This window comes from Acidovorax sp. ACV01, from assembly GCF_014851495.1.
In the GTDB taxonomy this organism is placed as follows: domain Bacteria; phylum Pseudomonadota; class Gammaproteobacteria; order Burkholderiales; family Burkholderiaceae_C; genus Acidovorax; species Acidovorax radicis.
In genome coordinates, this window is the sequence record NZ_JACUZT010000002.1 from 134,565 (window position 1) to 161,072 (window position 26,508).

Annotated in this window: 24 protein-coding genes; 14 read left to right on the forward strand and 10 right to left on the reverse strand. The window is 66.0% G+C overall.

What is annotated here, in order from left to right; translation table 11 throughout:
* Positions 1 to 3 precede the first annotated feature (3 nt).
* Genes IB243_RS05155 through IB243_RS27270 form a run of 6 tightly spaced genes read right to left on the reverse strand, consistent with a single transcriptional unit; the run spans position 4 to position 6,145 of the window.
* On the reverse strand, positions 4 to 1,176 hold the full coding sequence (locus IB243_RS05155; RefSeq protein ID WP_010459466.1) for an L-rhamnonate dehydratase: 1,173 nt from the start codon (positions 1,174 to 1,176) through the stop codon (positions 4 to 6).
* 32 nt (positions 1,177 to 1,208) lie between these two features.
* Complete coding sequence (locus IB243_RS05160) at positions 1,209 to 2,240, reverse strand: 4-hydroxythreonine-4-phosphate dehydrogenase PdxA (protein WP_192425537.1); 1,032 nt, start codon at positions 2,238 to 2,240, stop codon at positions 1,209 to 1,211.
* Between the two features lie 32 nt (positions 2,241 to 2,272).
* A complete protein-coding gene (locus IB243_RS05165; RefSeq protein WP_192425539.1) occupies positions 2,273 to 3,373 on the reverse strand; it encodes a substrate-binding domain-containing protein in 1,101 nt (366 codons plus the stop codon).
* A gap of 26 nt (positions 3,374 to 3,399) precedes the next feature.
* Positions 3,400 to 4,509: an ABC transporter permease gene (locus IB243_RS05170; RefSeq protein ID WP_192425540.1), complete on the reverse strand. Its 1,110-nt coding sequence runs from the start codon at positions 4,507 to 4,509 to the stop codon at positions 3,400 to 3,402.
* Positions 4,506 to 6,026 (reverse strand): sugar ABC transporter ATP-binding protein, encoded by a 1,521-nt coding sequence (locus IB243_RS05175; protein WP_370540315.1) that lies wholly within the window; start codon positions 6,024 to 6,026, stop codon positions 4,506 to 4,508. The genes IB243_RS05170 and IB243_RS05175 overlap by 4 nt, the downstream gene beginning before the upstream one ends.
* Positions 6,023 to 6,145, reverse strand: a complete 123-nt coding sequence (locus tag IB243_RS27270; protein WP_255509272.1) for a hypothetical protein — start codon at positions 6,143 to 6,145, stop codon at positions 6,023 to 6,025. The genes IB243_RS05175 and IB243_RS27270 overlap by 4 nt, the downstream gene beginning before the upstream one ends.
* A gap of 95 nt (positions 6,146 to 6,240) precedes the next feature.
* On the opposite strand from IB243_RS27270, the gene IB243_RS05180 reads away from it, so the two are divergent.
* Complete coding sequence (locus tag IB243_RS05180; RefSeq protein ID WP_192425542.1) at positions 6,241 to 7,179, forward strand: LysR family transcriptional regulator; 939 nt, start codon at positions 6,241 to 6,243, stop codon at positions 7,177 to 7,179.
* A gap of 184 nt (positions 7,180 to 7,363) precedes the next feature.
* Here the strand turns inward: IB243_RS05180 and IB243_RS05185 are convergent, their stop codons facing one another.
* Complete coding sequence (locus IB243_RS05185) at positions 7,364 to 8,803, reverse strand: aldehyde dehydrogenase family protein (protein ID WP_192425544.1); 1,440 nt, start codon at positions 8,801 to 8,803, stop codon at positions 7,364 to 7,366.
* A gap of 324 nt (positions 8,804 to 9,127) precedes the next feature.
* Positions 9,128 to 9,856: a FadR/GntR family transcriptional regulator gene (locus tag IB243_RS05190; protein WP_010459451.1), complete on the reverse strand. Its 729-nt coding sequence runs from the start codon at positions 9,854 to 9,856 to the stop codon at positions 9,128 to 9,130.
* A 127-nt stretch (positions 9,857 to 9,983) separates the two neighbouring features.
* Here IB243_RS05190 and IB243_RS05195 point away from each other — a divergent pair, with 127 nt between their 5' ends.
* The 10 genes from IB243_RS05195 to IB243_RS05240 all read left to right on the forward strand — a co-directional run bounded on the left by IB243_RS05195 (position 9,984) and on the right by IB243_RS05240 (position 21,422).
* Positions 9,984 to 10,802: an NAD(P)-dependent oxidoreductase gene (locus IB243_RS05195; protein ID WP_192425546.1), complete on the forward strand. Its 819-nt coding sequence runs from the start codon at positions 9,984 to 9,986 to the stop codon at positions 10,800 to 10,802.
* 8 nt (positions 10,803 to 10,810) lie between these two features.
* On the forward strand, positions 10,811 to 11,707 hold the full coding sequence (locus IB243_RS05200) for an SMP-30/gluconolactonase/LRE family protein (RefSeq protein ID WP_192425548.1): 897 nt from the start codon (positions 10,811 to 10,813) through the stop codon (positions 11,705 to 11,707).
* 56 nt (positions 11,708 to 11,763) lie between these two features.
* The gene (locus tag IB243_RS05205) at positions 11,764 to 12,741 is read left to right on the forward strand and encodes a TRAP transporter substrate-binding protein (RefSeq protein ID WP_010459446.1); all 978 of its coding nucleotides are present in this window, start codon (positions 11,764 to 11,766) and stop codon (positions 12,739 to 12,741) included.
* A 68-nt stretch (positions 12,742 to 12,809) separates the two neighbouring features.
* Entirely contained in the window at positions 12,810 to 13,298 is a 489-nt protein-coding gene (locus IB243_RS05210; protein WP_010459444.1) for a TRAP transporter small permease, read from the forward strand.
* Between the two features lie 216 nt (positions 13,299 to 13,514).
* Complete coding sequence (locus tag IB243_RS05215; protein ID WP_010459442.1) at positions 13,515 to 14,807, forward strand: TRAP transporter large permease; 1,293 nt, start codon at positions 13,515 to 13,517, stop codon at positions 14,805 to 14,807.
* A 176-nt stretch (positions 14,808 to 14,983) separates the two neighbouring features.
* Complete coding sequence (gene garD / locus IB243_RS05220; RefSeq protein WP_225584811.1) at positions 14,984 to 16,558, forward strand: galactarate dehydratase; 1,575 nt, start codon at positions 14,984 to 14,986, stop codon at positions 16,556 to 16,558.
* Between the two features lie 83 nt (positions 16,559 to 16,641).
* Entirely contained in the window at positions 16,642 to 17,577 is a 936-nt protein-coding gene (locus IB243_RS05225) for a DMT family transporter (protein WP_192425552.1), read from the forward strand.
* A 10-nt stretch (positions 17,578 to 17,587) separates the two neighbouring features.
* Positions 17,588 to 18,700 carry an aldose epimerase family protein gene (locus IB243_RS05230; protein ID WP_192425554.1) on the forward strand — a complete coding sequence of 371 codons (1,113 nt, stop codon included), beginning with the start codon at positions 17,588 to 17,590 and terminating at the stop codon, positions 18,698 to 18,700.
* Between the two features lie 76 nt (positions 18,701 to 18,776).
* Positions 18,777 to 19,766: a catalase gene (locus IB243_RS05235; RefSeq protein ID WP_192425556.1), complete on the forward strand. Its 990-nt coding sequence runs from the start codon at positions 18,777 to 18,779 to the stop codon at positions 19,764 to 19,766.
* 132 nt (positions 19,767 to 19,898) lie between these two features.
* A complete protein-coding gene (locus IB243_RS05240) occupies positions 19,899 to 21,422 on the forward strand; it encodes a DegQ family serine endoprotease (RefSeq protein ID WP_192425557.1) in 1,524 nt (507 codons plus the stop codon).
* A gap of 51 nt (positions 21,423 to 21,473) precedes the next feature.
* Here the strand turns inward: IB243_RS05240 and IB243_RS05245 are convergent, their stop codons facing one another.
* On the reverse strand, positions 21,474 to 22,502 hold the full coding sequence (locus IB243_RS05245) for an ABC transporter substrate-binding protein (protein ID WP_057226277.1): 1,029 nt from the start codon (positions 22,500 to 22,502) through the stop codon (positions 21,474 to 21,476).
* A gap of 192 nt (positions 22,503 to 22,694) precedes the next feature.
* Between IB243_RS05245 and IB243_RS05250 the strand changes: the two genes are divergently transcribed.
* From IB243_RS05250 to IB243_RS05260, 3 genes are all read left to right on the forward strand, one after another.
* On the forward strand, positions 22,695 to 23,354 hold the full coding sequence (locus IB243_RS05250) for a response regulator transcription factor (RefSeq protein ID WP_192425559.1): 660 nt from the start codon (positions 22,695 to 22,697) through the stop codon (positions 23,352 to 23,354).
* Entirely contained in the window at positions 23,351 to 24,691 is a 1,341-nt protein-coding gene (locus IB243_RS05255; protein ID WP_192425561.1) for an ATP-binding protein, read from the forward strand. The genes IB243_RS05250 and IB243_RS05255 overlap by 4 nt, the downstream gene beginning before the upstream one ends.
* Positions 24,692 to 24,931: 240 nt before the next feature.
* Positions 24,932 to 25,924 carry a 2-dehydropantoate 2-reductase gene (locus IB243_RS05260; protein ID WP_192425563.1) on the forward strand — a complete coding sequence of 331 codons (993 nt, stop codon included), beginning with the start codon at positions 24,932 to 24,934 and terminating at the stop codon, positions 25,922 to 25,924.
* Positions 25,925 to 25,927: 3 nt separating this feature from the next.
* Here IB243_RS05260 and IB243_RS05265 read toward each other — a convergent pair whose 3' ends face one another.
* A complete protein-coding gene (locus tag IB243_RS05265; protein WP_057226284.1) occupies positions 25,928 to 26,419 on the reverse strand; it encodes an Lrp/AsnC family transcriptional regulator in 492 nt (163 codons plus the stop codon).
* Positions 26,420 to 26,508 lie beyond the last annotated feature (89 nt).

The window sequence follows — 26,508 nt, forward strand, 5'->3', positions numbered from 1 at the left end:
GCCTTATTCGGTGATGACGAACTGGTCGAGGAACTCCGTCTTGAGCGTGAGGCCCAGGCCGGGGGTGTGGTCGTCCAGTTGCACAAAGCCGTTGTCTGCCACCGGTTCGCCCGCAAAGATGTAATAGAAAAGCTCATTGCCGACCTCCACGTCGAACATGGGGAAATACTCGGCCATGGGCGAGGCGAGGGTGCTCATGGTCAGGTGGTAGTTGTGCATCTGTCCGGCATGGGGAATGACGGGCACGCTATAGGCCTCGCACAGCGCGTTGATCTTGTGGGCCGCCGTGATGCCGCCCACGCGGTTGGTGTCGTACTGCACCACGCTCACGGCCTTGCGGTCGAGCAGCTGCTTGAAACCGTAGAGGCTGAATTCATGCTCGCCGCCCGAGATCGGTATGCTGGTCAGCTGGTTCAGTTCAGCATAGCCATCCACGTCGTCGGCGATGACCGGCTCTTCCAGCCAGCGGGGCTCGTACTTCTCGAGCTTGGGCAAGATACGCTTTGCGTATTCGACATTCCAGCCCATGTAGCACTCGAGCATCAGGTCGGCGTCGTAGCCAATGACTTCGCGCACTGCGGCCACCGACTTGAGGTTCTCTGCCACGCCCTGTTGCAGGTGGGCCGGGCCGTAGCCAAACCGCATCTTGAAGGCGGTGAAGCCCTGGTCCTTGAAGGTCTGGGCCTCCTTTTGCATTTCATCGAGATCCGTGCGGTAGAGCTTGCTGTAGTAGCAAGGAATTTTTTCCTTGGTGCGTCCGCCCAACAGCTTGAACACCGGCTTGTTCACGCTCTTGCCCAAGATGTCCCAGATGGCCAGGTCCACCGCCGAGATGGCGCCCATCGTCACGCCCTTGCGGCCCCAGGCGTGGGTGGCGCGGTACATGCGTTGCCACAGGTATTCGTAGTCCCAGGGGTCCTGGCCAATGACCAGAGGCGCCAGGTACTCGTCGATGATGGCCTTGGCGATCTTGGGCGCCAGGGCCACGTTGCCCAAGCCCACGATGCCGTCGTCGGTCTCGATTTCCACCACGGTCCACGAGTGGAAGCGGAAGGTGCTCATGGTCTCGGTCTTCGAATAGACGAGGTCCATGGCGTTGGAGCAGAAGTTGCCCTGGGGTGGAACGGTGGGGCCCTTCCATTCAAAGACACGGGCGCGGACGGATTTGATTTTCATGAGGCTTCCTCCTGATGTGTGGGGTATCTGGGTCAATGGAATGCGATGCCGTCGCGGTAGGACTGGCCCATGCGGCAGGCGATACGGAAGGCATTGGCTGTGGCCTCGACGCTGGCGGTGCCTTTGCCTGCAATGTCGTAGGCCGTGCCGTGGGCGGGGGTCGTGATGGGCACCGGAAGCCCTCCCTGGACCGTGACGCCCCGGCTGAAGCCCAGCAGCTTGATGGCGATCTGGCCCTGGTCGTGGTACATGGTGACGATGGCGTCGAACTCGCCGTCGCGTGCCTTCAGAAAGATGGTGTCCGCCGGGAACGGGCCCGCAATCGGCAGGCCCTGTTCGTTGAGTGTCTTGACGGCCGGAATGATCGTGTCGATTTCTTCGCGGCCACAGGTGCCGCCGTCACCGCCATGGGGGTTGAGGGCGGCCACGGCCACGCGAGGCTGTGCCACGCCCGCCGCCTGCAGCGAACGGTAGATCAACTGGGTGGCTGCAATGATCCGCTCGGGCGTCAGGTAGCGGCCCACGTCCAGCAGGGGCACGTGTGAAGAAATGCGCGATGTCCACAGCGTGCCCAGCGTGTTGAATTCGCAGAAGTAACCGGTCACGCCCAGGTGCTGGGCAAAGTGGTGCAGCTCGTCCTCGTGCTGCAGGCCACCTTGCTTCATGGCAAATTTGTTGAGGGGAGCAAAGCAGATGGCGTCCACCTGCCGCGCCAGGGCGGCGTCCATGCACTGGTCCAAAACCTTGAGCACCGACTTGCCCCCCGGAGCCTGGGCCATGCCGCGTGTCACCTGTTCGGGTGCCACGGTCTGCACCTCCAAAAATGCGGGCTGCGAAAAGTCGCTGCGATGGCGCACGGCCGCGAGGCTTTCCACGCCGACGGTGGGGACCGTTTTGCCCGCGATGCGCTGTCCTTCCTCCCACAACCAGCGGTCGCCGACCAGCACCACATTGGCCAGGCGCATCAGCTCTTCCTGCGCCATCAATCGGGCGATCAGTTCGGGGCCGATGCCGGCGGGGTCACCAAGGGTCAGGGCGACCACAGGTTGGGGAGAAGAAGACATGCGTGAACTCTCTTGGTAGTGAAATGGCGGGCTTACTTCGCCCAGATTTTTTTGTAGGCGTCGCGGTAGCCGTTGTCGGGGTCGAAACTGTTTTTAGGACCGCCGTCGCCCTTGATGTTGTCTGCCGTGACCAGGTGCACGGGTGTGGAATAGCCGCTAGCCTTCTCGCCAGCGAGGGCGCGGTTGATCTCGTCCACCATCTGCCAGCCGTGCAGGTTCAGCGGCTCGGGCACGGTGCCTGCCTGGAAGCGGCCGGTGCGGATGCGCTGGTAGGCCGATTCGGAACCGTCGCCGCCCGACAGGTTCTTCAGATCCTTCGCTGCACCGCCCGCCGATTGCAGCGTAGGGCCCATGAAGTCGAAGTACAGATCGTTGATGCCCAGCGAGTGCGTCCACTTGGCACCATGGCGCTGAATCAGCGAGGTGGTCAGCTGCGGCATGCGGTTGGAGGTGTCTGCCAGCGGCGTGTCCTCCACCCCCAGCAGCGTGCAGCCGGTGCACTTCTTGATCACGTCTGCCATGGCGTTGGACTTGGCAATGGCCACTGCATAGGCAGAGTCTGTGAACACCACCACGCCGGCCTTGCCGTCGGAGGTGGCGACCGCATGCAGCGCGGCGATCTCGGCGACGTCCTGGGCGTTGGTCGTCACATTGAAGAACATGCCATCCACTGCGCCTGCTTCCTTGGCCGCGTGCCAGCCCACCACGGGGATCTTGCTGCCGGTGGCGGTTTTGACGCCTGCAGCCTGTTCCTTGGCGTCGAAACCGCCCAGCAGGATGCCCGCGGGTTTGAGCGCGATGGCCTGATTGAAAGCGGCCGTTCGGCCTTGCACCGTGCCTTGACCGTCCAGCACGCGAATCTTCCAGCCGATGGCCTTGGCGGCTTCCTCAGCGCCCTTGGACACGCCAAGCACGCCGCCGTTGCGCATGTCGGAGGCCACGTAGACGATGGTTTTATCGGCTGCCGCCTTGGGGCCCGTGGTGGGCCCATCCCATTTCGTCTTGGCGCTGGTGGCAGCAGCCACCTTGGCCTTGGCCGTGGCCAGGAAGTCCTGGGCGCTGGCCATGCCGTTGAGCCCGGCGCACAGAGCGGCCGCCAGCAGGGTGTGGCGAAGGGTGGTGGATGTTTTCATGGTGCATGTCTCCTTTTTTATAGGCCTCAGACCGAGGCAGTTTTCGCGGTGGGTGCGCCGGATGGCGCGGGTGTGGGCTCGGTAGCCAGCTGCTGCTGTGCAATGCGTCGCTTGATCGACTGACCACGCTTGCGCTGTGCGTAGCCGGCGATTCCGATGGAAACCAGGAGGGTCAATCCGTTGAACAGCGGCTCGACATAGAAGGCGCCGCCAAACTGCTGGATGCCCGAGATGCCTACGGCGAGAATGGCGACGCCGACCAGCGTGCCCCAGACGTTGACCCGGCCTGGCCGGATCGTGGTGGAGCCCAGAAATGCGCCGACCAGTGCGGGCAAAAGGAATTCCAGCCCCACACCCGCCTGCCCGATCTGCAGGCGCGATGCGAGCACCACCCCGGCAACCGCCGACAGGGTGCCGGATGCGACGAACGCTCCCATCACGCAGCGCTGCAATGGAATGCCGTTGAGCACTGCGGCTTTGGGGTTGGAGCCGATCACGTACATGGCGCGGCCAATGGGCGTGTGCTCGCTGACCAGCCACAGGATCACCGCGATGCCCAGCACGTAGAACGCTGTGATGGGCAAGCCCAGCAGGTCGCCGCCAGCCAGCGTCAGGAATCCATCCGGCAGCTCGCCCAGCACCTGGCGCCCGCCGCTGTGCCACAGCGCCACCGCGTACAGCACGGTGCCGGTGCCCAGCGTGGCAATGAACGAGTCAATTTGCGCCTGCTCCACCAGGATGCCGTTGAGCAGACCGAAGAGCGCACCACAGGCCAGCACGATGAGCACCGCCACGGGCCACGAGATACCAAACTTCGTCTGCAGGCTGATCGCCAGGATGTGCCACAGCACGATGCCGTAGCCCACCGTGAGGTCGATCTTCCCCGTCATCATCGGGATGGTTGCGGCCAGCGCCAGCAGCGCAATGACGGCCTTGTCCGCCAGGATGGAGCGCAGGTTGAACAGCGTGGGGAAGCTGTCAGGCAGCAGCACCGAAAACAGCGCGATCAGTGCCACAGTGAGGGCGGGCAGGCCATACACCGGGACATGCCGGCTGACCCTGCCCAGCAGGCTCGTGGTCTTTCGGTCGAATGATGGGTCCGGCTCCAGCGCGGTGGGTTTGATGGATGAGCTCATGCTGTGGCCTCTGTGGAAAGTGGGGAAGGTTGACCTGACGCAGCCACCAGCAGGCCCGCCACCGTGAGGGCGTCGCCTGACAGCTCGGTGGCCACGCGGCCGTCGCGAAACACCAGTGCGCGGTTGCAGACGTTGGCCACCTCTTCAAAGTCGGTAGAGACCACCAGCACACAGGCACCGGCGCAAGCCTGGGCGTGCAAGATGGCGTAGATCTGCTGCTTGGCGCCGACATCGACACCGGCGGTGGGCTCTTCCAGGATGAGGAGCGGTTTGTTCAGATGCATCCAGCGCGCCAGCACCACCTTTTGCTGGTTGCCGCCACTAAGGTTCTGGATGTCCGCGTGGGGCGCGGGCGGGTTCACGTCAAACCGCTGGATCAGGCCTTGCGCCTGGGTGTGTTCGGTGCGTCGCGTCAGCCGCGCCAGCAGCCGGCCCAGCACCAGCCCCGGGTTGGGAAACAGGTTTTCCTGCACCGACAAGGTGGGTGCGAGGTTTTCTTCGATCCGGTCTGCCGCGACCAACGCCACGCCCAGTGCAATGGCCTGCGCCGGGTTGCGTGGCGCGATGCGCTGGCCGTTGAGCGCGATCTGCCCGCCCGCCAGGTCTGACAGGCCAAACAGTGCGCGGCTGATCGCCTCGTGCCCGGCACCGCGCAGGCCGATGAGGCCCAGCACCTCTCCACGATGGGCGGTCAGCGTGACCGGGCCGGCGTTGGCGGTGTACACGTCCTGCAATTGGAGGACTACTTGCTGCGTGGCGCTGCTGGCCTTGCGGGCGGGCACTTCGAACTTGCGGCCCACGATGAGTTCGACCAGTGCATGTTCGTTGGTCTCGGCCGTGTGGCGCACCCCCACCAGCTTGCCGTCGCGCATGACTGCGGCACGGTCGGAAATGTCCATCACCTCGTCCAGCCGGTGCGACACGTAGACCATTGCCACCCCTTTGGCGCGCAATTGGCGCAGCAACTGGAACATGCGCTGTACATCGGCCATGGGGAGACTGGCCGTGGGTTCATCCAGCACCAGCACACGGGCATTGGTGTCGAGCGCCCGGCCGATCGCGAGCAAAGACTTCTCTGCGCGGGTCAGCGTGAAGACGCGGCGCATGGGGTCGATGTCGCAGCCCACATGCGACAGCACGCGGCGCGCATTGGCCTGCGCCTGCTTCCAGTCGATGAACAGCCCGTGGCGGCGGGGAAACCCCATGCCGATGGCCACGTTCTCTGCCACCGTCATCCATTCCACGAGGCCCAAGTCCTGGTGGATGAACGCCATCGCATGCCGGTCGTGTGTCTGGCCACGCCAGGCGCTTTCGGGGCGCCCCTGCAATGTGATGCTGCCACTGTCCTGGCTGTAGACCCCGGCGAGGATTTTGATGAGCGTGGATTTTCCAGCGCCGTTCTCGCCCAGCAGGGCAAGGATCTCACCGGCGTGCAGGTCCAGCGAGACGTCGTCCACGGCTTGGGTACCGCCAAAGCGCTTGCTCAAGTGGCTGATGGAGAGCATGGGCGGGCTCACGACAGTTCCTTTGCCAGGCGTGTGAATCGGCCTTCGACCGGGGCCGGCGAGGGCTTGCCAGTACAGGCCGTCGCGCCTGTGGCTGCGTCCGCCTTTCGCTGCCATGAGAGCTTGCTCATGTCTGTCTCCTTTATTGGTATGCGGCCGATCTTAGGAATGTGACTGATTCCTGTATATTGAAACTATTTGATGAAATGATTCCTTGGGGTTATCAATGGAGCAGACCACCGACACCACTTCCCAATTGCTCAATCGCTTGCGAATGCGGCAGGTGGCGTTGCTGTTGGCGATTGACGAGCACCGCACCCTGCATGCCGCCTCCCAGCGCATGGGCATGACCCAGCCTGCGGCGACCAAGATGCTTCACGAACTGGAGGACGCGCTGGGCCAGCGGCTGTTTGATCGGGTGGGGCGTGGCCTGCAGCTCAATGCGGCGGGGCAGGCGGTGATGGGCACGTTTCGCGGCATGCGCGGCACCATGGAGGCGCTGAACCGGGAGCTCCAGGCCCTGCGCCTGGGGGGCGCTGGCAAGCTGTGCATCGGCTCCATCATGGCGGCTTCGCCCGAGCAGCTCACGGACACGCTGATTCGGCTGAAAGAGGACTACCCGCTGCTGTCCATTGAAATTTCAGTGGACACCAGCGACCGGCTGGTCGACCAGATGCGCGAAGGCGCACTGGACCTGGTCATCGGGCGCATGCTGGGCCCGGTGCGTGACAACCTGCTTTTTCGGCCGATCGGCGAGGAGCCTCTGTCCATCGTTGTGGCCACCGACCACCCGCTGGTGGGGCGCAAGCGAGTGCTGTTTGAGGACATGCTGCAGTTTCCGTGGATCCTGCAGCCGCACGGCAGCCCGATGCGCGAAGTGCTTGACCAGGAGTTCCGGGACCACCACGCTGGCTTTCACAGTGGGCTGATCGAGACCTCGTCCATCCTGACCACCACCAACCTCATCTTCAAGACACAGATGATCGCGGTGATTCCCGAGTCCAGCGCCAGCCGTTATCAGGCCCACGGGCTGCTCAAAATACTGCCCTACACCATCAGCCACCGGTTGGCGGCCTATGGGAGCATCGTGCGCAGCGACCGGCCCGTGGGCAAGGCCGCTGCCCGGTTTCTTGAGCTTCTGCACGCCCCCGCCCAAGAGGGGTAAGAGCCCATCGCTGGATGGCCAGGGGCCGCTGGCGCCTTGCCTGAAACCCCATTTGTAGAGAAATGAATATTGCTATCAAAAAAATAGCTTCCAGCGCTTTATAGATAAGCGCTAGCAGCCATTTTGGCCACATTTTCACCGCGCACCAGTGGTGCGCTGCCCGGTCCGGGCGCTTGCGCTGGCTTTATGCCTGCGTGTACGCCGTCTTTACCGTCGTGTAGAACTCGGCGGCGTAACGCCCCTGCTCGCGCGGGCCGTAGCTGCTGCTCTTGCGGCCGCCAAACGGCACGTGGTAGTCCACGCCGGCCGTGGGCAGGTTCACCATCACCATGCCGGCTTGCGCGTGGCGCTTGAAGTGAGTGGCGTGCTTGAGGCTGGTGGTGGCGATGCCGCTGGCCAGGCCGAACTGCGTGTCGTTGGCCAGAGCCAGTGCTTCGTCGTAGTTCTTCACGCGCTGCACGCTCACCACGGGGCCAAAGATTTCTTCGCGGTTGATGCGCATGCCGGGCGTGGTCTCGGTGAACAGGGCGGGGCGCATGTAGTAGCCTGGGGCGCCATCGGCGTTCTTCTCCAGGGCTTCGCCGCCATAGGCGAGCTTGGCGCCTTCTTGCTGGCCGATGCCGACGTATTCCAGGTCTTGCGCCAGCTGGCGGTCGTCCACCACGGGCCCGATGTCGGTGCCGGCCTTGCGGGCATCATCGACCTTCAGGGTCTTCATCTTCTCGATCACGGCGGCCACGAAGCGGTCATGGATGCCTTCGGTCACGATCACGCGGCTGCTGGCGGTGCAGCGCTGGCCGGTGGAGAAGAAGCCGCTGTTGACCGCGGCGCCCACGGCCACGGCCAGGTCGGCGTCATCGAGCACCACGAAGGGGTTCTTACCGCCCATCTCCAATTGCACCTTGGCGCCGCGTGGCACGCAGGCAGCGGCCACGCGCTGGCCCGTGCCCACCGATCCGGTGAAGCTCACGCCGGCGATGCGCTCGTCTTCCAGCAGCACCTGGCCCACTTCAGCGCCGCGGCCCATCACGAGGTTGAACACGCCGGCTGGGAGGCCCGCGCGGTGCAGGATGTCGGCCAGCGCCCAGGCGGAGCCCGGCACCACTTCGGCGGGCTTGAACACCACGCAGTTGCCGTAGGCAAGCGCGGGCGCGATCTTCCACGCAGGGATGGCGATGGGGAAGTTCCACGGCGTGATGATGCCGATCACGCCCAGTGGCTCGCGCGTGATCTCGATGCCCACGCCGGGGCGCACCGACGGGATCAGCTCGCCGCCGGGGCGCAGGGCCTCGCCCGCAAAGAACTTGAAGATGGCGGCCGCGCGGCCCACTTCGCCAATCGCCTCGGGAAGGGTCTTGCCTTCTTCGCGGGCGAGCAGGTCGCCCAGCTCGGCCTTGCGCGCAATGATCTCGTTGCCCACCGCATCCAGGATGTCAAAACGCTGCTGGGGCGTGGACAGGCTCCACGCGGGGAAAGCCGCATGCGCCGCTGACACGGCTTCCAGGGTTTGCTCGCGGCTGGCCACGGCGTAGTCGCCGATCACGTCGCGCGTGTCGGAGGGGTTGGTGTTTTGGTAAGTGCGGACGCCGTCGGTCCAGGCGCCGCCAATCAGGTTTGCATGCATGGTGGTGTGGTGGTTAGGAGGAGGGGGTTGAGAAAAAGGGCGGTCGCATGCCGAGCGCGCATGTTGCGCAGCGCAAGCAGGCTCTGGCACCCAGAAAGTCTTTCAATGTGCGCTGCGATGCCTTGCTACGGGCACATCCTGGTGCCTTGTAAGGTGCCGCAGCCCGCGAGCGCGTGAGTGCGCCGTGCCAAATTGCGTTGTATGTCATCGTACAACATAAGGAGATCCCTTGGATTTCGGGTAACTACTGATGGAACAACCGGGCACCTCGCCTTCCTTCGGATTCACCCAGTTCATCAAGGAGCGGCGAGCGTGTAGGGCGATTCAGCTCGCTTCGGCCTGCGCACGCCGCCGGCGTTCGCGGCTGTTGGCCAGGTGTGTACGCATGGCGGCCCGGGCGCCGTCGGGGTCCTGGCCCACGATGGCGTCATAGATGCTTTCATGCTCGCCGTTGACCCGGCGCAGGTACTGGCGTCGCTCGTCGTTGACCGAATCCATGGCGGCCAGGCGAGCGCGCGGAATGATCATGCTGCCCAGCGTGCCCATCAGTTCGGCGAAATGGCTGTTCTGCGTGGCGCGTGCGATTTCCAGGTGGAACTGGAAGTCCGCCGCCACAGCGTCGCGGCCCGCATCCACGGCGGCAGCCACGGCGTCCAGCGCCTCGCGCATGGCTTTCAGGTTGGCTTCAGTACGGCGCTGGGAGGCCAGTGCCGCCGCCTCGGTTTCGACGCCGATGCGCAGCTCCAGCACGGCAATCACGTCGCGCAGTGTGCTGAACTGGTCGGGGGTGATCTTGAAGCCGGGCGCCTGGCCCAGCCCCAGGACAAAGGTGCCGATGCCGTGGCGCGTTTCCACCAGGCCAGAGGCCTGCAGCTTGGAAATCGCCTCGCGCACCACGGTGCGGCTCACGCTGAACTCGGCCATGATGGCCGCCTCGGTGGGCAGCTTGTCGCCCAGTGCCAGGCGGCCGTCGCGGATGCGGTCTCCCAGGGATTCGACAAGCTCCAGGGCCAGGGTGCGGGGCTTGCGGCGAAGCAGGGTATCGGTGGTCATTTCTTGGTGTTATCCCTATGGGGCGCCGGGGGCAGAAGCGGTACATTGCTCTTCGTTGTACGACAACTGATGACGTTCAACAGAATCTGTCGCCACTGTACCAAGAACCTCAGCCTTTGTAACTGCCATGCCTTGCCATCCGACGCCCATCCGTTTCCAACGCCTGCTATTGACCGGGGCTGCCGGAGGGTTGGGCCAGGAGTTGCGCTCGCGCCTGAAGGCCTACTGCACCACGCTGCGCCTGTCGGACATCGCAGACCTGGGCGCAGAATCCGAGGGCGAGGAAGTGCGCCCTGCGCGGCTGGAAGATGCCGGCGCCGTGCTCAGCCTGCTGGAAGGCGTGGACGCCGTAATCCACCTGGGCGGCGTGTCCACCGAGCAGCCCTGGGACCTGATCCTGCAGGCCAACATCGTCGGCGCATACAACCTGTACGAAGCAGCGCGCAAGCAGGGCGTCAAGCGCGTGGTGTTCGCCAGCTCCAACCACGTCACCGGCTTCTATCGCCAGGACGAAGTCGTGGGCCTGGCAGACCCGGCCCGCCCCGACGGCCTGTACGGCCTGTCCAAGGCGTTTGGCGAAGACCTCTCGCGTTTCTATTTCGACCGCTACGGTATCGAGACCGTGTGCCTGCGCATCGGCTCCTCGTTCCCCGAGCCTCGCAACCGCCGCATGCTGGCCACCTGGATGAGCTACGACGACCTGGAGCGCCTGGTGGTCGCCAGCCTGACCGCACCGGTCGTGGGCCACAGCACCATCTACGGCATGGGCGACAACACCACCATCTGGTGGGACAACACCCTGGCGCGCCACATCGGCTACCGCCCGCAGGACAGCTCCGAGCCCTTCCGCGCCAAGGTCGAGGCTGCCGATCCGCATCCCGACCTGACCGACCCCGCCGTGATCTACCAGGGTGGCCCTTTCGTGCGCACCGGCCCTTTCGAATGAGCGCGCAGATGACGCCTGCCGTAGACCTGCTGCTGCCCGACCACCGCGACCAGGTGGGCGAAAGCCCCGTGTGGAGCGCTGCCGAGCAGGCGCTCTGGTGGGTGGACATCGAAGGCCGCCAGCTGCACCGCTGGACCTATGCGGACCAGCACCTGCAAAGCTGGGACACCGCCGAGCGTCCCGCCTGCATCGCGCTGCACGCAGCCGGCGGGCTGATCGCCGGCATGGACACAGGCGTCTTTCACCTGCAGCCCCAAGTGGGAGGCGCGCTGGCTGCCACGCTGCTGGCCGGCGTGGACCACCCCCAGCCCGGCATGCGCTTCAACGACGGCCGCTGCGACCGCCAGGGCCGCTTCTGGGCGGGCACCATGGTGCGTGACATGTCGCTGGCGCAGGCTGCAGGCAGCCTGTACCGCATGGACGCGCAGCGCGGCCTGTCGGCACCGCAGGTGCAGGGCCTGGTCACGCAGAACGGCCTGGGCTTCAGCCCCGACGGCAAGACCATGTACCTGAGCGACAGCCACCCGAGCAGCCAGCAGATCTGGCAGTTGCCGCTGCACGACGATGGGTCGCTGGGCGAGCGCTCGCTCTTCGTGGACATGCGCGATCTGCCCGGCCGGCCCGACGGCGGCGCGGTGGATGCCGACGGCTGCTACTGGATCTGCGGCAACGACGCCGGCGTGGTGCACCGCTTCACCCCCGACGGCCGCCTGGACCGTTCCATCACCGTGCCCACCAGCAAACCCTCGATGTGCAGCTTCGGCGGCCCGGGCCTGGATGTGCTGTTCATCACCTCCATCCTCCCCGGACAGCCGCAGGGCGACGACGCGGCGCTCGGCGGCGCCATCTTTGCCACTCGGCCCGGCGTGGCGGGGTTGCCGGAAACACCCTATCGGAGCGCCTGAGGACAACAGGCCCCGGAACTCTCCCAATTCACAACACTTCAACCCAGGAGACAACCATGAAAATCCCCCATCTGTTTGGCCGCGTCGCATTGGCTGCCAGCGTCCTGTTCGGCGGCTTGGCTGCGCAGGCCACGGAGTTCCGCTCGTCGGACATCCACCCCGAGGACTACCCTACCGTGCTGGCCGTGCGCCACATGGGTGAGACGCTGTCCAAGGCCACGGGCGGCAAGCACAGCATCAAGGTGTATGCCAAGGGCTCCCTGGGCATCGAGAAGGACACCATCGAGCAGACCAAGCTGGGAGCGATTGCCATGACGCGCGTGAACGTCGCGCCCATGAACAACATCTGCCCCGCCACCATGGTGCCCACCATGCCCTTCCTGTTCCGCGACAAGGAACACATGCGCAAGGTGCTCGATGGCGCCATCGGCGACGAGATCCTCAAGGACTGCGAATCGCAAGGCTTCGTGGGCCTGGCGTTCTATGACTCCGGCGCCCGCTCGATCTACACCGTCAAGAAGCCCGTCAAGACCCTGGCCGACGTCAAGGGCCTGAAGGTGCGCGTGCAGCAGAGCGATCTGTGGGTGTCCCTGCTCGAAGCCATGGGCGCCAACGCCACCCCCATGCCCTTCGGCGAGGTCTACACCGCGCTCAAGACCGGCCTGGTGGACGCTGCCGAGAACAACTACCCCAGCTACGAAAGCTCGCGCCACTTTGAAGTGGCTAAGTACTTCAACAAGACCGAGCACTCGATGGCGCCCGAGATCCTCTTGTTCAGCAAGCGCGTGTGGGACACCCTGAGCGCTGACGAGCAAAAGGCCATCCGCGCTGCAGCCAAGGAATCGGTGGGTTTCATGCGCAAGATCTGGGACGAGCGTGAAGAAAAGTCCCTGGCTACGGTGAAGGCCGGCGGCGCGCAGATCGTCGAGATCGACAAGGCTGCGTTCAAGACCGCCATGAAGCCGGTGTACGACAAGTTCCTGAAGGACCCGAAGCTCCAGGACATGGTCAAGCGCATCGACGCGGTGCAGTAATTTGCACGAGCCCCGGCGAACTGCGGTGCGCTGGGGCCCATCCCATTTTTGTCTTCTGAATGTCTCTTATGTATACGCGTCTCTGCGCTTTCATCGCGCGCACCTGCCTTCAGCTAGGTGTCGGGGGGCTGGTGCTGCTGGTGTGCGCCGTGCTCTATCAGGTCGTCGGCCGCTACATCTTCAACAACACACCCACCTGGGCCGAAAGCAGCGCCGTGCTGCTGGTGCTGTACGTGACCATGCTGGGCATGGCCGTGGGGGTGCGTGATGCCGGACACATCGGCCTCGAATCGTTCCTGGTGCTCGCGCCCGACTGGCTGCGCCACAAGCTGGAAATCGTGATCCACGTGCTGGTGTTGATCTTCGGCGTGGTCATGGCCTGGAACTGCGGCGTGCTGGCCGAGTCCGTGGCGCCCTACAAGATTCCCACGCTCGGCATCTCCGAAGCGTTCAAGTACGTTCCCCCCGCGCTCGCTGGCGTGCTGGTGGCGATGTTCTCGCTCGAGCACATCATCGCCCTGGTCCGCGGCACAGAGGTTGAGCCCGCCTGGCATTGAGATGAACGACACCCCCCTGAGCGCCTGCGGCGCTTCCCCCCGCTCTCGCATGGCTGCGCCATGCGGGCAGAGGGACGCAGCCCTCGCTGCGGGGCGGCCCTTGCTCGGCTGCCCTGGCAGGGGTCACGCCCGCTTCATGCGCCGTGCGGACATGACCGAAGCGGTCCCTGCATGCCTCCCTCCGCACCCTAATGTTCCAGTAAAGATTCCACCATCATGGCGTTGACCATTCTGTGCGTGACCTTCACGCTCCTGCTGCTGCTGGGCGTGCCCGTGGCCTTTTCCATCGGTTTGTCGTCACTGGCGACCATCCTGTATGAAGGCCTGCCGCTGGCGGTGGGCTTCCAGCAGATGATTTCGGGCATGAACCCGTTCTCGTTCCTGGCGATTCCGTTCTTCATCTTCGCGGGCGAGATCATGATGTACGGCGGCATTGCCGACCGCATCGTGGTGTTCGCCAAGAGCGTGGCCGGCCATGTGCGCGGCGGGCTGGGCATGAGCAACGTGCTGGCCTGCACGCTGTTCGGCGGCGTCTCGGGCTCGCCCGTGGCCGACGTGTCTGCCATGGGCGCCGTGCTCATCCCGCAGATGAAGAAAGAGGGCTACCACGCCGACTACGCGGTGAACGTGACCACGCACGCCTCGCTGGTGGGCGCGCTCATGCCCACGTCGCACAACCTGATCATCTTCACGCTGGCTGCCGGCGGCAAGGTGAGCATTGCCGCGCTGATCCTGGCCGGCATCGTGCCTGCGCTGCTGCTGACCGTGTGCAACCTGCTGGCCGCCTACCTGGTGGCCGTCAAGCGCGGTTACCCATCGGGCACGTTCCCCGGCTGGGAGATCGTGTGGATCTCGTTCCGGGCGTCGGTCCCCGGGCTGGCGGTGGTGGTCATCATCATCGCGGGCATCTTGTCGGGGGCGTTTACGGCCACGGAGTCCGCCTCGGTGGCGGTGATCTGGGCATTGCTGCTGTCGGTGTTCGTCTACAAGAAACTCACCCGCGAGCAGTTTCTCAAGGCCGCCTCCAAGGCCGTCAAGACCACGGGCACCGTGCTGCTGCTGATCGGCATCTCTTCGATGTTCGGCTACCTCATCGGCCTGTACGGCGTGGCCGAGCTGACCGGCGAGGCACTCAAGTCCATGAGCACGTCGCCATGGGTCATCTTCCTGTGCGTGAACATCATCCTGTTCATCCTGGGCACGTTCCTGGACATGGCGGCCACCATCCTCATCTGCACGCCGATCTTCCTGCCCATCTGCCAGCAGTTCGGCATGAGCACGGAGCAGTTCGGCATCGTGATCCTGATCAACTGCGCGCTGGGCCTGAACACGCCGCCGGTGGGGACCACGCAGTTCATTGGCTGCACCATCGGGGGCATCTCCGTGGGTGAGGTGATGAGAACCATCTGGCCGTTCTACAGCGCGCTCATCGTGGCGCTGATGCTGGTGACGTACGTGCCGCAGTTCTCGATGTGGCTGCCGGACCTCGTGCTCAAGGGTGGTGGGTGAAGCGCGGGGGGCTGGCCGCAACCAGCCGGCCCCCTGCCTCGGCTTGTCCACCGGGTGTGACGATGTGAAGGCAGTGCAATGTGCGCGGCGCTTGGGATGACCCTGGCAGCGGCATGGCGCGATTTTTTGTGCAAGCTGTGTAGCGCCAGCAAGAAGTTAAAGAAGTGACAGACCCGATGCGAGAAGCCCTCACCATCCGCATGCATGCGGAAGACAACGTCGCCATCGTCGCCAACGACGGTGGCCTGCCCGCCGGCACCGTGCTGCCGCCCGGCGTGCCCGGCGCTGGCATTGCGCTGCGCGACAAGGTGCCCCAGGGCCACAAGGTGACACTGGCGGACATCCCTGAAGGCGCCGTGGTGCGCCGCTACAACGTGCCCATCGGCTACGCGCTCAAGGACATCCCAGCAGGCAGCTGGGTGCACGAGCGGCTACTGCAGATGCCTGCAGCCCGTGCGCTGGAAGGCCTGCCCATGGCCACGGTGAAGCCCCCGGTGCTCGAACCCCTCACTGGCTACACCTTCGAGGGCTACCGCAACGCCGACGGCTCGGTGGGCACGCGCAACATCCTGGCCATCACCACCACCGTGCAGTGCGTGGCCGGCGTGGTGGCGCAGGCCGTGCACCGCATCAAGACCGAGTTGCTGCCGTTGTTCCCGAACGTCGACGACGTGATCGGCCTGGAACACAGCTACGGCTGCGGCGTGGCGATCGACGCGCCCGACGCGGTCATCCCCATCCGCACGCTCAAGCACATCAGCCTGAACCCCAACTTCGGCGGCGAGATCATGGTGGTGAGCCTGGGCTGCGAAAAGCTGCAGCCCGACCGCCTGCTGCCCCCGGGCAGCTTCCCCATCACCGACGAGGGCGATGCGGCCCTGGGCCCCGAGACGGTGTGTCTGCAGGCCGACCACCACGTGGGCTTCATGTCGATGCTGGATGACATACTGCAAAGCGCCAGGCCCCACCTCACGCGCCTGAACGCCCGCCGCCGCGAGACCATCCCCGCCAGCGAGCTGGTACTGGGCGTGCAGTGCGGCGGCAGCGATGCGTTCTCGGGCGTCACCGCCAACCCGGCCGTGGGTTTCTGCGCCGACCTGCTGGTGCGTGCCGGTGCCACGGTGATGTTCAGCGAGAACACCGAGGTGCGCGACGCGGTCGAGCAGCTCACCAGCCGCGCAGCCACGCCCGAGGTGGCCGAAGCCATCGTGCGCGAACTGGGCTGGTACGACCGCTACCTGGACCGCGGCCGCGTGGACCGCGCGGCCAACACCACGCCGGGCAACAAGGCGGGTGGCTTGTCCAACATCGCCGAGAAGGCCATGGGCTCCATCATCAAGAGCGGCACCGCGCCCATCTCGCACGTGCTGGCCCCGGGCGAAAAACTGCGCCGCGACCAGCGCGGCCTGGTGTATGCCGCCACGCCCGCCAGCGACTTCATCTGCGGCACGCTGCAACTGGCCGCCGGCATGAACCTGCACGTCTTCACCACCGGCCGGGGCACGCCCTACGGCCTGGCCGAATGCCCCGTGGTCAAGGTGGCCACGCGCAGCGACCTGGCGCGCCGCTGGCACGACCTGATGGACATCAACGCCGGCAAGATCGCCGACGGCGAGGCCACCATCGAAGACCTGGGCTGGGAGATGTTCCGCCTGCTGCTCGACGTGGCCAGCGGCCGCAAGAAGACCTGGGCCGAGCACTGGAAGCTGCACAACGCGCTGGTGCTGTTCAACCCCGCACCCGTCACCTGAACCCCGCCGGGCCCCGGCCCTTTGTGTTCCCTCTTCAACAGCCCTTGCCTGCAAGGGCTGTTGTCCTTGAAAGACCGTTTCTCATGGGTCACACCCGATTTTCCGACCGCAAGGTCGTGGTGGCGCTGGCGCTGCTGTGTTGCCTGCTGTGGGGCAGCTCGTACCCTGCCATCAAGACCGGCTACGCCTGGTTTGGCATTGCCAGGAGCGACATTCCCTCGCAGCTGGTATTCGCCGGCTGGCGCTTTCTGGGGGCGGGGCTGATCCTGCTGGCCTGGGCCGTGGCCACGCGCAAGGCCATCTGGGGTCTGGGCTTTGCAGCAGGGCGGCAGCTGATAGTGCTTGGGCTGGCGCAGACCACGCTGCAATACGTGTTTTTCTACGTGGGGCTGGCGTACACCACAGGGGTCAAGGGTTCGATCATGAATGCCACGGGCACCTTCTTCAGCGTGCTGCTGGCGCACTGGGTCTATCACAACGACCGCCTGAGCCACGCCAAGCTGTGGGGCTGCCTGGTGGGCTTTGTCGGAGTGATGGTGGTCAACCTGGGTCGCGGCACGTTAGACATGGATTTCACGCTGCTGGGCGAGGGCTTTGTGGTGATCGCCGCGTTGGTGCTGGCTGCGGCCAGCATCTATGGCAAACAGGTCTCGCAGCGCATGGATTCGGTGGTCATGACCGGCTGGCAACTGGGCCTGGGTGGCGTGGCGCTGCTGGCCATCGGCTGGGGTCTGGGCGGGTCGCTCACGGGCTTCACGTGGGGCTCCACCGCGCTGCTGGTGTACCTGGCGCTGCTGTCGTCGGCCGCGTTCTCGCTGTGGAGCATCTTGCTCAAGCACAACCGCGTGAGCCAGATCACGGTGTTCAACTTCACGGTGCCGATCTTCGGCGCGGCGCTGTCGGCGCTGTTCCTGGGCGAGGCGCTGCTGGAGTGGAAGAACCTGCTGGCCCTGGTGCTGGTGTGCGCGGGCATCTGGCTGGTCACGCGCGATACGCCCGAGCCACCTGTTGCCAAATAGACTTGCGGCCATGGCCTATTCCCTATCACGCGAAGCGTTTCAGCGCGACCTGCACGGGCAGCGCACCGATCTTTTCACCCTGCGCGGCGCAGGCGGCCTGCAGGTGGCCGTGAGCAACTACGGCGCTCGCCTGGCGCAGGTGGCGGTGCCCGACGGGCAGGGCGGCCTGGCCGATGTGGCACTGGGTTACGACAGTCTGCAGGGCTACCTGGACGGGCAACTCTCCATGGGCGCATTGATCGGGCGCTGGGCCGGGCGTTTGCGCGCAGGCAAGCTCACCCTGCCGGATGGTTCGCTTTTGCAATTGCCCACCAACAGCGGCCCACACCACCACCATGGCGGGCCACGGGGCAGCCGCTTTCAGGTGTTCGCGGTCAAAGACGTGCAAGCCGATGCGCTCACCCTGAGCCACACCTTTCGCACCGAAGACGACGGTGTACCCGGCGATGTGCGCGTGCAGCTTCACCTGCAGGTCACGGCCGACAACGCACTCCACATGGCCTGGACGGCGGAGGCGCTGTACGCGCCCACCATGCTGAATCTCACCGGGCATGCATTCTTCAACCTGGCAGGGCAGGGCAGCACCCACGGCCACACCTTGCAGGTGCCCGCCAGCCGCTATGTGCCGCTGGCAGCCGACGTGTGCCCCACGGGCGCGCTGGCTGGCGTGTTGGGCACGCCATTCGACTTCCGCGAGGCCCGCCGCGTGGGCGACGCAGTGGCAGCGCCCAGCGAGCAACTGGCCCTGGCCGACGGGCTGGACCACTACCTGGTGCTGGACGAATCGGATGCATCCCATGCGCCGCCCGTGTCATCCATCACCCCAACGGGCCTGCGGCTGGCCGCGCTGCTGAGCGAGCCCGGCAGCCGCCGTGCGATGGAGGTCTGGAGCACAGCGCCCGGTGTGCAGGTCTATGCGGGCCATGGTCTCAAAGCGGAACCGGCGCGCGACCGGGGCCGTGGCGCGCGGCAGGGCGACTGGCTCTGGCAGCCGGGCGACGGCATCTGCCTGGAGCCCATGGAGTACCCCGATGCGCCCAACCACGCGGCCTTTCCCATGCGCTGGTTGGCGCCCGGGGAGGTGGTGCGGGGGGCGATCGTGTACCGGTTTCGCCGCCTCTGAGCGCAGCGGCCAGCGAGGTGCCCGTTTTTCGGCATGCCGCGCTACCATGCACCCTGGCTTTCAACCGAGGTCGTTCATGGACACAAGCTACACCCCCAGCACCGATTGGAAAGAAGTGGTGGCCCCCGACGAGGCCCAGCGCTTTGCCGGATATGCGCGCCAGTTCGCCGAACTGCAGGCGCGCAAGTCGCAGAAGTACGGCACAGGCCGGGGCTTGCACCGCAAGCAGCTCACCGCCGCGCGGGGCCAGCTGCAGGTGCTGGGCGATCTGCCTGCATTTGCGTCCCACGGGCTGTTTGCCCAGCCCGGGCGGTACGAGGTGCTGGTGCGGCTGAGCAATGGCGGCATGGACAAGACCTCCGACCGCAAGCCTGACATCCGGGGCTTTTCGTTCAGCGTGTTGGGCGTGCAGGGCGATTCCGCCCTGGGCAACGGGCCTGCCAAAAGCCAGGACTTCACGCTCATCAACCAGGAGAAGTTCGCCTTTCCCCAAAGCGGCGAGTTCGTAGACTTTGTGGTGGCTGCCTCGCATGGCGGCGGCACGTTGATCAAGTTCCTGGTGCAGCGCCACGGGCTGCTGGGGGCCGCCAAGCAGATCGCCAAGACGGTCAAGACCTTCGGTCGGCCCTTCGGCGGCTTTGCAGCGCATGCCGTACACAGTGCTGCGCCCATCGCGTGTGGGCCCTATGCGGTGCGCGTGCGGCTGGTGCCCCATGTCGCCAATGGCGCACCGGTCACCCAGGTGCAGGACGATTGGAACGCCGAGTTTTCTGCCCGTCTGCGCCAGCAGAACCTGCAATGGGATTTGCAATTGCAGCCCTTTGTGGACGAGGCCACCACCCCCATCGAAGACGCGAGCGTGGACTGGCCCACGCCCTACACCACCGTGGCCCGGCTGACCTTGCCCCGCCAAGACCCTGCGGCCGACCCCACGCTGGCCGAGCAGGTGGAGGCTGCCGTGTTCGACCCCTGGCAGGCCCTGGCGGCGCACCGCCCGCTGGGCGACGTGATGCGCGCGCGCAAGGTGGTGTACTTTGAGAGCCAGAAGGGGCGCGGGGCGGTGTAGTCCGGAGCCTTTTGCTGCGATGGCTGCCACCGACCGGGTCAGCCTGCTGATCCTCGGGGCGCCTAAGTTTCGTCTAAGTGTGCGTGTCCACACTGCCCTCCATCGCAACTCCGATTGGAAAGGCACCCCACCATGAACACGACCACGCTGACCTCCACCCCCCGCCGCCTCATCCTGGCCCTGGTGGCCGCGGGGGCGGTGGGCGCCACGGGCGCAGGCCTCATCACCGGGCACCAGGCGCGCGCTTTGACCCCCACCGCCGCGCCCATCGTTGCGCAGACCCCGGCCGCCCCCGGTGGCGCGCTGCCCAGCTTTGCCCAGATCACCGCGCAGAACGGCCCGGCCGTCGTCAACATCAGTGTCACGGGCAGCACCAAGACGGCGATGGCCAACGACGAAGACGACGATGAAGGGCAACCCACAGCGCGCCAGCGCCGGGGTCCGCAGATCGACCCGAACGATCCGTTCTACGAGTTCTTCCGCCAGTTCGGCTTTCCCGGCGCGGGCGCGCAGGGCCAGCCCAACGTGCCCACGCATGGCCAGGGATCGGGCTTTATCGTCAGCCCCGACGGCCTGGTGCTGACCAATGCCCACGTGGTCAAGGGCGCGAGCGATGTCACCGTCAAGCTCACCGACCGGCGCGAGTTCCGCGCCAAGGTGCTGGGCTCGGACCCCAAGACCGACGTGGCCGTGCTCAAGATCGAGGCCAAGAACCTGCCCACGGTGCGCCTGGGCAGCACGCGCGACCTGCAGGTGGGCGAATGGGTGCTTGCCATCGGCTCGCCCTTTGGCTTCGAGAACAGCGTGACGGCGGGTGTGGTCAGTGCCAAGGGCCGTTCGCTGCCCGACGACAGCCTGGTGCCCTTCATCCAGACCGACGTCGCGGTGAACCCCGGCAACTCGGGCGGGCCGCTGTTCAATGCGCGCGGCGAGGTGGTGGGCATCAACTCGCAGATCTACAGCCGCTCGGGCGGCTACCAAGGCGTGTCGTTCTCCATCCCCATCGAGCTGGCCGCCAAGATCAAGGACCAGATCGTCGCCACCGGCAAGGTGCGCCACGCGCAATTGGGTGTGGCCGTGCAGGAGGTGAACCAGGCGTTTGCGGAATCGTTCGCGCTCGACAAACCCGAGGGTGCGCTGGTCGCCAGCGTCAGCAAGGGCAGCCCGGCCGACAAGGCGGGCCTGCAGGCTGGTGACGTGATCCGCCAGGTGGATGGCCAGCCCATCGTGGCCTCGGGCGACCTGCCCGCCTGGGTGGGCCAGGCGCAGCCGGGGCAGCAGGCCAGGCTGTCGGTGTGGCGCCAGGGCAAGCCGCTGGAGCTGACCGCTACGCTGGGTGATTCCAGTGACAAGGCCAGCAAGCAGGCGCGCAATGACGATGCCGTAGGCAAGGGCCAGCTGGGCCTGTCGCTGCGCCCGCTGGACCCCGAGGAGCGCCGCGAGGTGGGTGTGAGCGAGGGCTTGGTGATTGAACAGGCGCGTGGCCCCGCTGCGGCGGCCGGTGTGCAGCCGGGCGATGTGCTGCTGGCCATCAACGGGGCACCCGCCAGGAACATCGACCAGGTCCGCACGGCCATGGCCAAGGCGGGCAAGTCGGTGGCGCTGCTGATAGAGCGCGATGGCAACAAGATCTTTGTGCCAGTGCGCCTGGGGTAAGCCGTGAGGAGCGCCTGCCGTCGGCAACGCCCTTGCGGCGGGCGGCTCCTGTCAGCGCGGCAGCGCCTCTACCTCCTTGGTCCAGCGGTCAATCAGGCGCCTGCGCTCGGCAGCCTTGCCGTATTTTTCAAAGTCGTATTTGATGAGCCTGACGTTGTCCAGTGTCGGGATGCGCGGGTCCATCTTGAAGCTCTTGTTGGCCGGCACTTGGTAGCTGCCCACCTGGGCGCCCACGGCCTGGCCTTCGGCGCTCATCAGCCAGTCGTAATACTTCTTGGCGTTCTCCATGTTGCGCGCACCTTTGATCAGGGCAATGCCACCGATCTCGTAGCTGGTGCCTTCGCAGGGGGCCTGGGTCTTGACCGGGTACTTGTCGGCCTTCCACTTCTCGAAGTTGAACATGAAGGTGATGCCCACCCCCACTTCGCCCTTGGCCACATTGGGCGCTTGCGCCTGGCCGCTGCGGGTGTAGGTAGTGGTGTTCTTGTGCAAGGCCTTGAGGTAGTCGAAAGCCTTGTCCTCGCCCATCAGCTGCACCAGGCCTGCAATCACGGTGTAGGCCGTGCCGCTGGAGGCCGGGTGCGAGATTTCCACCTCGCCCTTGTACTCGGGCTTGATCACATCGGCCCAGCATTGCGGCTCGGGCAGTTTCTTCTTCTTGAGGGTATCGGTGTTGTAGCCAAAGCCGATGGCCGAACTGTAGAAGCCCCCCACCTGGTTCCCCGACATCGCGTACTGGCGCACGCTCCAGCCGTGCAGATCCTGGAGATAGCCCGGGCGGTATTCGGCCAGAAGACCTTGTTCGGCCACTTGAAGGAACGGGTCGCCCGTGCCACCCCACCAGATGTCGGTCTTGGGGTTGTTGGCCTCGGCACGCAGCTGCGCCGCGATTTCGCCCGTACCCTTGTGCGCCTGGTTGACCTTGATGCCGGTCTTTTTGGTGAACTCCTTGGCGGCGGCTTCGCACCAAGGGGCGTCGGTGCTGCACAGCGCATTGACCACGCCTTGTGCCTGCGCGCCTGCCGACAAGGTCGCCAGCGCGGCCGCCGCAGCAATGAACCGGATTTTGTGGAATGCCATCGCTCTTGCTCCTTACGTTCTGTTTTTATGGCCCGAGACAGGGGTCGGGTTGTTCGCTCAGCGCCCGTTGATTGTGGCAGTGATGTGACATGACGAACGGTGCGACCCCCATGAGGCCCTGTCCACGGCAAGCCGTGGCGCCGCCGCTATCCTTGGCGCAATACATTTCACCGACCCCTTGGACCCGTTGCCATGCGCCTGCTGCTCGTTGAAGACGACCCCATGATCGGCGAAGCCGTGCTGGACCTGCTGCGCGCCGAGCACTACGCCGTGGACTGGGCGCGCGACGGCGATGCGGCCGACACCGCCTTGCGCACCCAGCCCTACGACCTCGTGCTGCTGGACCTGGGCCTGCCCAAGCGCGACGGCCTGGCCGTGTTGCGCGACCTGCGGGCCCGCAAGAACCGCACCCCCGTGCTGGTGGCCACCGCGCGCGACGCCGTGGCCCAGCGCATCGAAGGGCTCGACGCCGGGGCCGACGACTACGTGCTCAAGCCCTATGACCTGGACGAGCTGCTCGCCCGCATCCGCGCGCTGCTGCGCCGCGCCGCCGGGCGGGCCGAGCCGGTGTACGAGCACAAGGGCGTGTGCATCAACCCCGCCACGCGCGAGGCCACGGTGCAGGGTGTTCCCGTCGTGCTGTCGGCGCGCGAATGGGCGGTGCTGGAGCCGCTCATCGCCCGGCCCGGCATGGTGTTGTCCCGCCAGCAGCTTGAAGACAAGCTCTACGGCTGGGGCGACGAGGTGAGCAGCAATGCGGTAGAGGTCTACATCCACGGCCTGCGCAAGAAGCTCGGTGCGGACCTTCTGCTCAACGTGCGCGGCGTTGGTTACCTGGTGCCCAAAGCATGACGGAAAAAATCACCCAAGCCTTTCACGCGCTGCTGCCGCGCTCGCTGCGCACGCGGCTGCTGATCTTTCTGCTTGCAGCCATCGTGCTGGCCGGCGCAGTGCAGGGCGCACTGGCCTACCGGGGGGCGCTGGCCGAGGCCGATGCCTTGTTCGACTACCACATGCAACAGACCGCGCTGGCCCTGCGCTCAGGCCTGCCGGTCGATGCGCAGGGCCTGGGGCCCGGCCTGGACCCCGAAGACGAGAACCACGAATTCATCGTGCAGGTGTGGACCAACGAAGGCCTGCGCATTTTTGAATCGGCTGTGGGCGCAGCCCTGCCGCAGATCGCCGTGCTGGGTTTTACCGACGTGCAGGCGCGCGGCGGCACCTACCGCGTGTTTTCGATGCAGACGCGCTCGCAGGTCATCCAGGTGGCGCAGAACATGGGCGCACGGCGTGACATGGCCCGCAGCCTCGCGCTGCGCACGCTGGCGCCGCTGGCCATCATGGCGCCGCTGCTGGTGCTGGCCGTGTGGTGGGGGGTGAGCCGCTCGCTGGCCCCGGTGGAGCGCGTGCGCCGCCAACTGGCCCAGCGCCAGGCCGACGACCTCTCGCCCGTGAGCGACGCGCAGCTGCCCGACGAAGTGCAGCCGCTGGTGAGTGAACTCAACCTGCTGTTCGAGCGTGTCCAGCGCGCGTTCGATGCCCAGCAGCACTTTGTGGCCGATGCCGCGCACGAGCTGCGCTCGCCCCTGGCCGCGCTGCGCCTGCAGCTGCAGGGTCTGCAGCGCGCGGGCGACGATGCTGCGCGTGCTGCCGCCATCGAACGCCTGTCGGCCGGCATCGACCGCGCCACGCGCCTGGTCGAGCAACTGCTTACCCTCGCCCGGCAAGAGGCCGCAACCGCTCCCTCCGAGCCCGTGGACCTGCGCGCTGTGGCCCAGCTGGCCCTGGCCGACGTGGCCCCCGCGGCGCAGGTGCGCAGCATGGACGTGGGCCTGCTCGACTCCGACGCCGCCACCGTACCCGGCAATGCCGAAGCCCTGCGCATGCTGGCGCGCAATCTGCTGGACAACGCGATCAAGTACACCCCACCCGGCGGTCAGGTGGACCTGCAGGTGCGCAGGGAGGGCGGCCACGCCGTGCTCACGGTGGAAGACAGCGGCCCTGGCATCGCCCCTGAGCACCGCGAGCGCGTGATGCTGCGTTTTGTGCGCGAAACCTCGGAAGGCGCCCCCGGCAGCGGCCTGGGCCTGGCCATCGTGCAGGCCATTGCACAGGCCCATGGCGCCACGGTGCAACTGGGCGCTTCGCCGCGCCTGGGGGGCCTGCTGGCGACTGTGCGGTTTGGCTGAGATCTGCTGGTGGCAAGCGCCTTGGACGCTGGTACTGCCAGTTGATAATGCTTCAAATTTAATAGCTATTGACGCTTGATAGAAAAGCGCTGGAGGCCCAAAAACTTCAAAATTTGAAGCTAAAAATACCTGCAGACGCCGTCGCCTCTGCGCCAGGCCCCGTGAGCGCGTCGCCGCACAATGCGCGGGCGCCGCATCCATCGCGGTGCCCTATCTCCCGCTGTCAAAGGACCCCACCGCATGCACTTCATCGTTCTCGGCGCAGGCGCCATTGGTTGTTATGTGGGTGGGCGCCTGGCAGCGCACGGCCAGCCGGTCAGCCTGGTGGGGCGCCCGCATGCGCTGGAGTCCATCGCGTTGCGCGGCCTTCAGGTCACCGACTTGGACAGCTTTGACCGCACTGTGCCCGTGTCTGCGCTGCAACTGGCCCACACGCTGGCAGACGCCGCACCCAATGCCAACAGCATCATCCTGCTGTGCGTCAAAAGCGGCGCCACCGAATCCGCCGCACGCGAGCTGGCTACGGCTTGTGCGCCCGGCACCCCGGTGATCTCGCTGCAGAACGGCGTGGACAACGTGGCCCGCGTCGCGGCGCTGGCGCCCGGCCTGAACGTGCTGGCCGGCATGGTGCCCTACAACGTGGTGCTGCGTGGCGCCCAGGTGCACCGCGCCACCGCGGGCCACTTGCAGCTGCAGCGTGATGCCGTCACCGAACGCATCGCGCCTGTCTTCAGCGCCGCAGGCCTGGCCACGGTGCTGCCCGTTGACATCCGTGCGGTGCAGTGGGGCAAGTTGCTGCTCAACCTGAACAACCCGGTCAATGCGCTGTCTGATCTGCCCCTGCGGCAAGAGCTGCTCGACCGCGACTGCCGCCGTGTCTTCGCCGCCCTGCAGACCGAGGCGCTGAGCGTGATGGCCCGCGCGGGCATCACACCCGCCCAGGTCACCGCCGTGTCGCCCACGCTGCTGCCCCATGTGCTGCGGCTGCCCAACTGGCTGTTCACGCGGCTGGCCAAACGCATGCTGCAGATCGACGCCACGGCCCGCTCGTCGATGTGGGACGACCTGGAGGCCGGGCGCGTGACCGAGATCGATGCGCTCAGCGGCGCGGTGGTGCGGCTGGCGGCGCAGCACGGGGCGCAGGCACCGCTCAACGCCCGCATGTGCGAGCTGCTGGGCGGACCGCGCCAGCGCCTCACGGGTGCGCAGATGTGCAAGATGCTGGGGCTGTGACGATCATGCGTCTGGCAATGTGCGGTCCAGCGGCACATGCAGCCCGGCCTTGAGGCAGCCCAGCGCCACCGAGGTTCGGAACCGCCGCACGTTGTCATCCCCCTCGAACAGGCGCCGCGTCAGCGCTTCGTAGTCCTCCATCGAGGCCACGGTCACCACCAGCAGGTAGTCCGCCTCGCCCGTCACGCTATAGCACTGCTGCACAGCGTCTTCGGCGGCAATGCGCGCGCGCAGCGGGGCGGTGCGGTCGGGGCGCTCGTTTTCCAGGTGCACCTCCAGCACGATGGTCAGCGGTTTGCCCACCTTCACCGGGTCCAGCACGGCGACGTTGGCGCGGATCACGCCGCTGTCCTTCAGCCGCTGGATGCGACGCTGCACAGCGGGTGCCGACAGGTTGACCGCCTGGGCAATCACGCGCTGGGGCGTGGTGTTGTCGGTCTGCAGGATGTCCAGGATGGCGAGGTCAAAGCGGTCGAGGGCGGCGGGGGCGGTCATTCATGGCTCCGGTGGGCGGGCGGCGGCGAGTGAAAGTTGCGTGGAAGGCCTTCAAACAGAGCCAAAAACACGCACAGGTCGAACTATAT

Excerpts from the sequence above, each read along its gene's own strand:
- IB243_RS05265 (WP_057226284.1), bottom strand. The coding sequence starts at position 26,419 with ATGACCGCCCCCGCCGCCCTCGACCGCTTTGACCTCGCCATCCTGGAC.
- IB243_RS05245 (WP_057226277.1), bottom strand. The coding sequence starts at position 22,502 with ATGGCATTCCACAAAATCCGGTTCATTGCTGCGGCGGCCGCGCTGGCG.
- IB243_RS05215 (WP_010459442.1), top strand. The coding sequence starts at position 13,515 with ATGGCGTTGACCATTCTGTGCGTGACCTTCACGCTCCTGCTGCTGCTG.
- IB243_RS05235 (WP_192425556.1), top strand. The coding sequence starts at position 18,777 with ATGGACACAAGCTACACCCCCAGCACCGATTGGAAAGAAGTGGTGGCC.
- IB243_RS05155 (WP_010459466.1), bottom strand. The coding sequence starts at position 1,176 with ATGAAAATCAAATCCGTCCGCGCCCGTGTCTTTGAATGGAAGGGCCCC.
- IB243_RS05205 (WP_010459446.1), top strand. The coding sequence starts at position 11,764 with ATGAAAATCCCCCATCTGTTTGGCCGCGTCGCATTGGCTGCCAGCGTC.
- IB243_RS05170 (WP_192425540.1), bottom strand. The coding sequence starts at position 4,509 with ATGAGCTCATCCATCAAACCCACCGCGCTGGAGCCGGACCCATCATTC.
- IB243_RS27270 (WP_255509272.1), bottom strand. The coding sequence starts at position 6,145 with ATGAGCAAGCTCTCATGGCAGCGAAAGGCGGACGCAGCCACAGGCGCG.
- IB243_RS05180 (WP_192425542.1), top strand. The coding sequence starts at position 6,241 with ATGGAGCAGACCACCGACACCACTTCCCAATTGCTCAATCGCTTGCGA.
- IB243_RS05160 (WP_192425537.1), bottom strand. The coding sequence starts at position 2,240 with ATGTCTTCTTCTCCCCAACCTGTGGTCGCCCTGACCCTTGGTGACCCC.
- IB243_RS05230 (WP_192425554.1), top strand. The coding sequence starts at position 17,588 with ATGGCCTATTCCCTATCACGCGAAGCGTTTCAGCGCGACCTGCACGGG.
- garD (WP_225584811.1), top strand. The coding sequence starts at position 14,984 with ATGCGAGAAGCCCTCACCATCCGCATGCATGCGGAAGACAACGTCGCC.
- IB243_RS05200 (WP_192425548.1), top strand. The coding sequence starts at position 10,811 with ATGACGCCTGCCGTAGACCTGCTGCTGCCCGACCACCGCGACCAGGTG.
- IB243_RS05260 (WP_192425563.1), top strand. The coding sequence starts at position 24,932 with ATGCACTTCATCGTTCTCGGCGCAGGCGCCATTGGTTGTTATGTGGGT.
- IB243_RS05225 (WP_192425552.1), top strand. The coding sequence starts at position 16,642 with ATGGGTCACACCCGATTTTCCGACCGCAAGGTCGTGGTGGCGCTGGCG.
- IB243_RS05210 (WP_010459444.1), top strand. The coding sequence starts at position 12,810 with ATGTATACGCGTCTCTGCGCTTTCATCGCGCGCACCTGCCTTCAGCTA.
- IB243_RS05195 (WP_192425546.1), top strand. The coding sequence starts at position 9,984 with ATGCCTTGCCATCCGACGCCCATCCGTTTCCAACGCCTGCTATTGACC.
- IB243_RS05250 (WP_192425559.1), top strand. The coding sequence starts at position 22,695 with ATGCGCCTGCTGCTCGTTGAAGACGACCCCATGATCGGCGAAGCCGTG.
- IB243_RS05190 (WP_010459451.1), bottom strand. The coding sequence starts at position 9,856 with ATGACCACCGATACCCTGCTTCGCCGCAAGCCCCGCACCCTGGCCCTG.
- IB243_RS05255 (WP_192425561.1), top strand. The coding sequence starts at position 23,351 with ATGACGGAAAAAATCACCCAAGCCTTTCACGCGCTGCTGCCGCGCTCG.
- IB243_RS05165 (WP_192425539.1), bottom strand. The coding sequence starts at position 3,373 with ATGAAAACATCCACCACCCTTCGCCACACCCTGCTGGCGGCCGCTCTG.
- IB243_RS05185 (WP_192425544.1), bottom strand. The coding sequence starts at position 8,803 with ATGCATGCAAACCTGATTGGCGGCGCCTGGACCGACGGCGTCCGCACT.
- IB243_RS05240 (WP_192425557.1), top strand. The coding sequence starts at position 19,899 with ATGAACACGACCACGCTGACCTCCACCCCCCGCCGCCTCATCCTGGCC.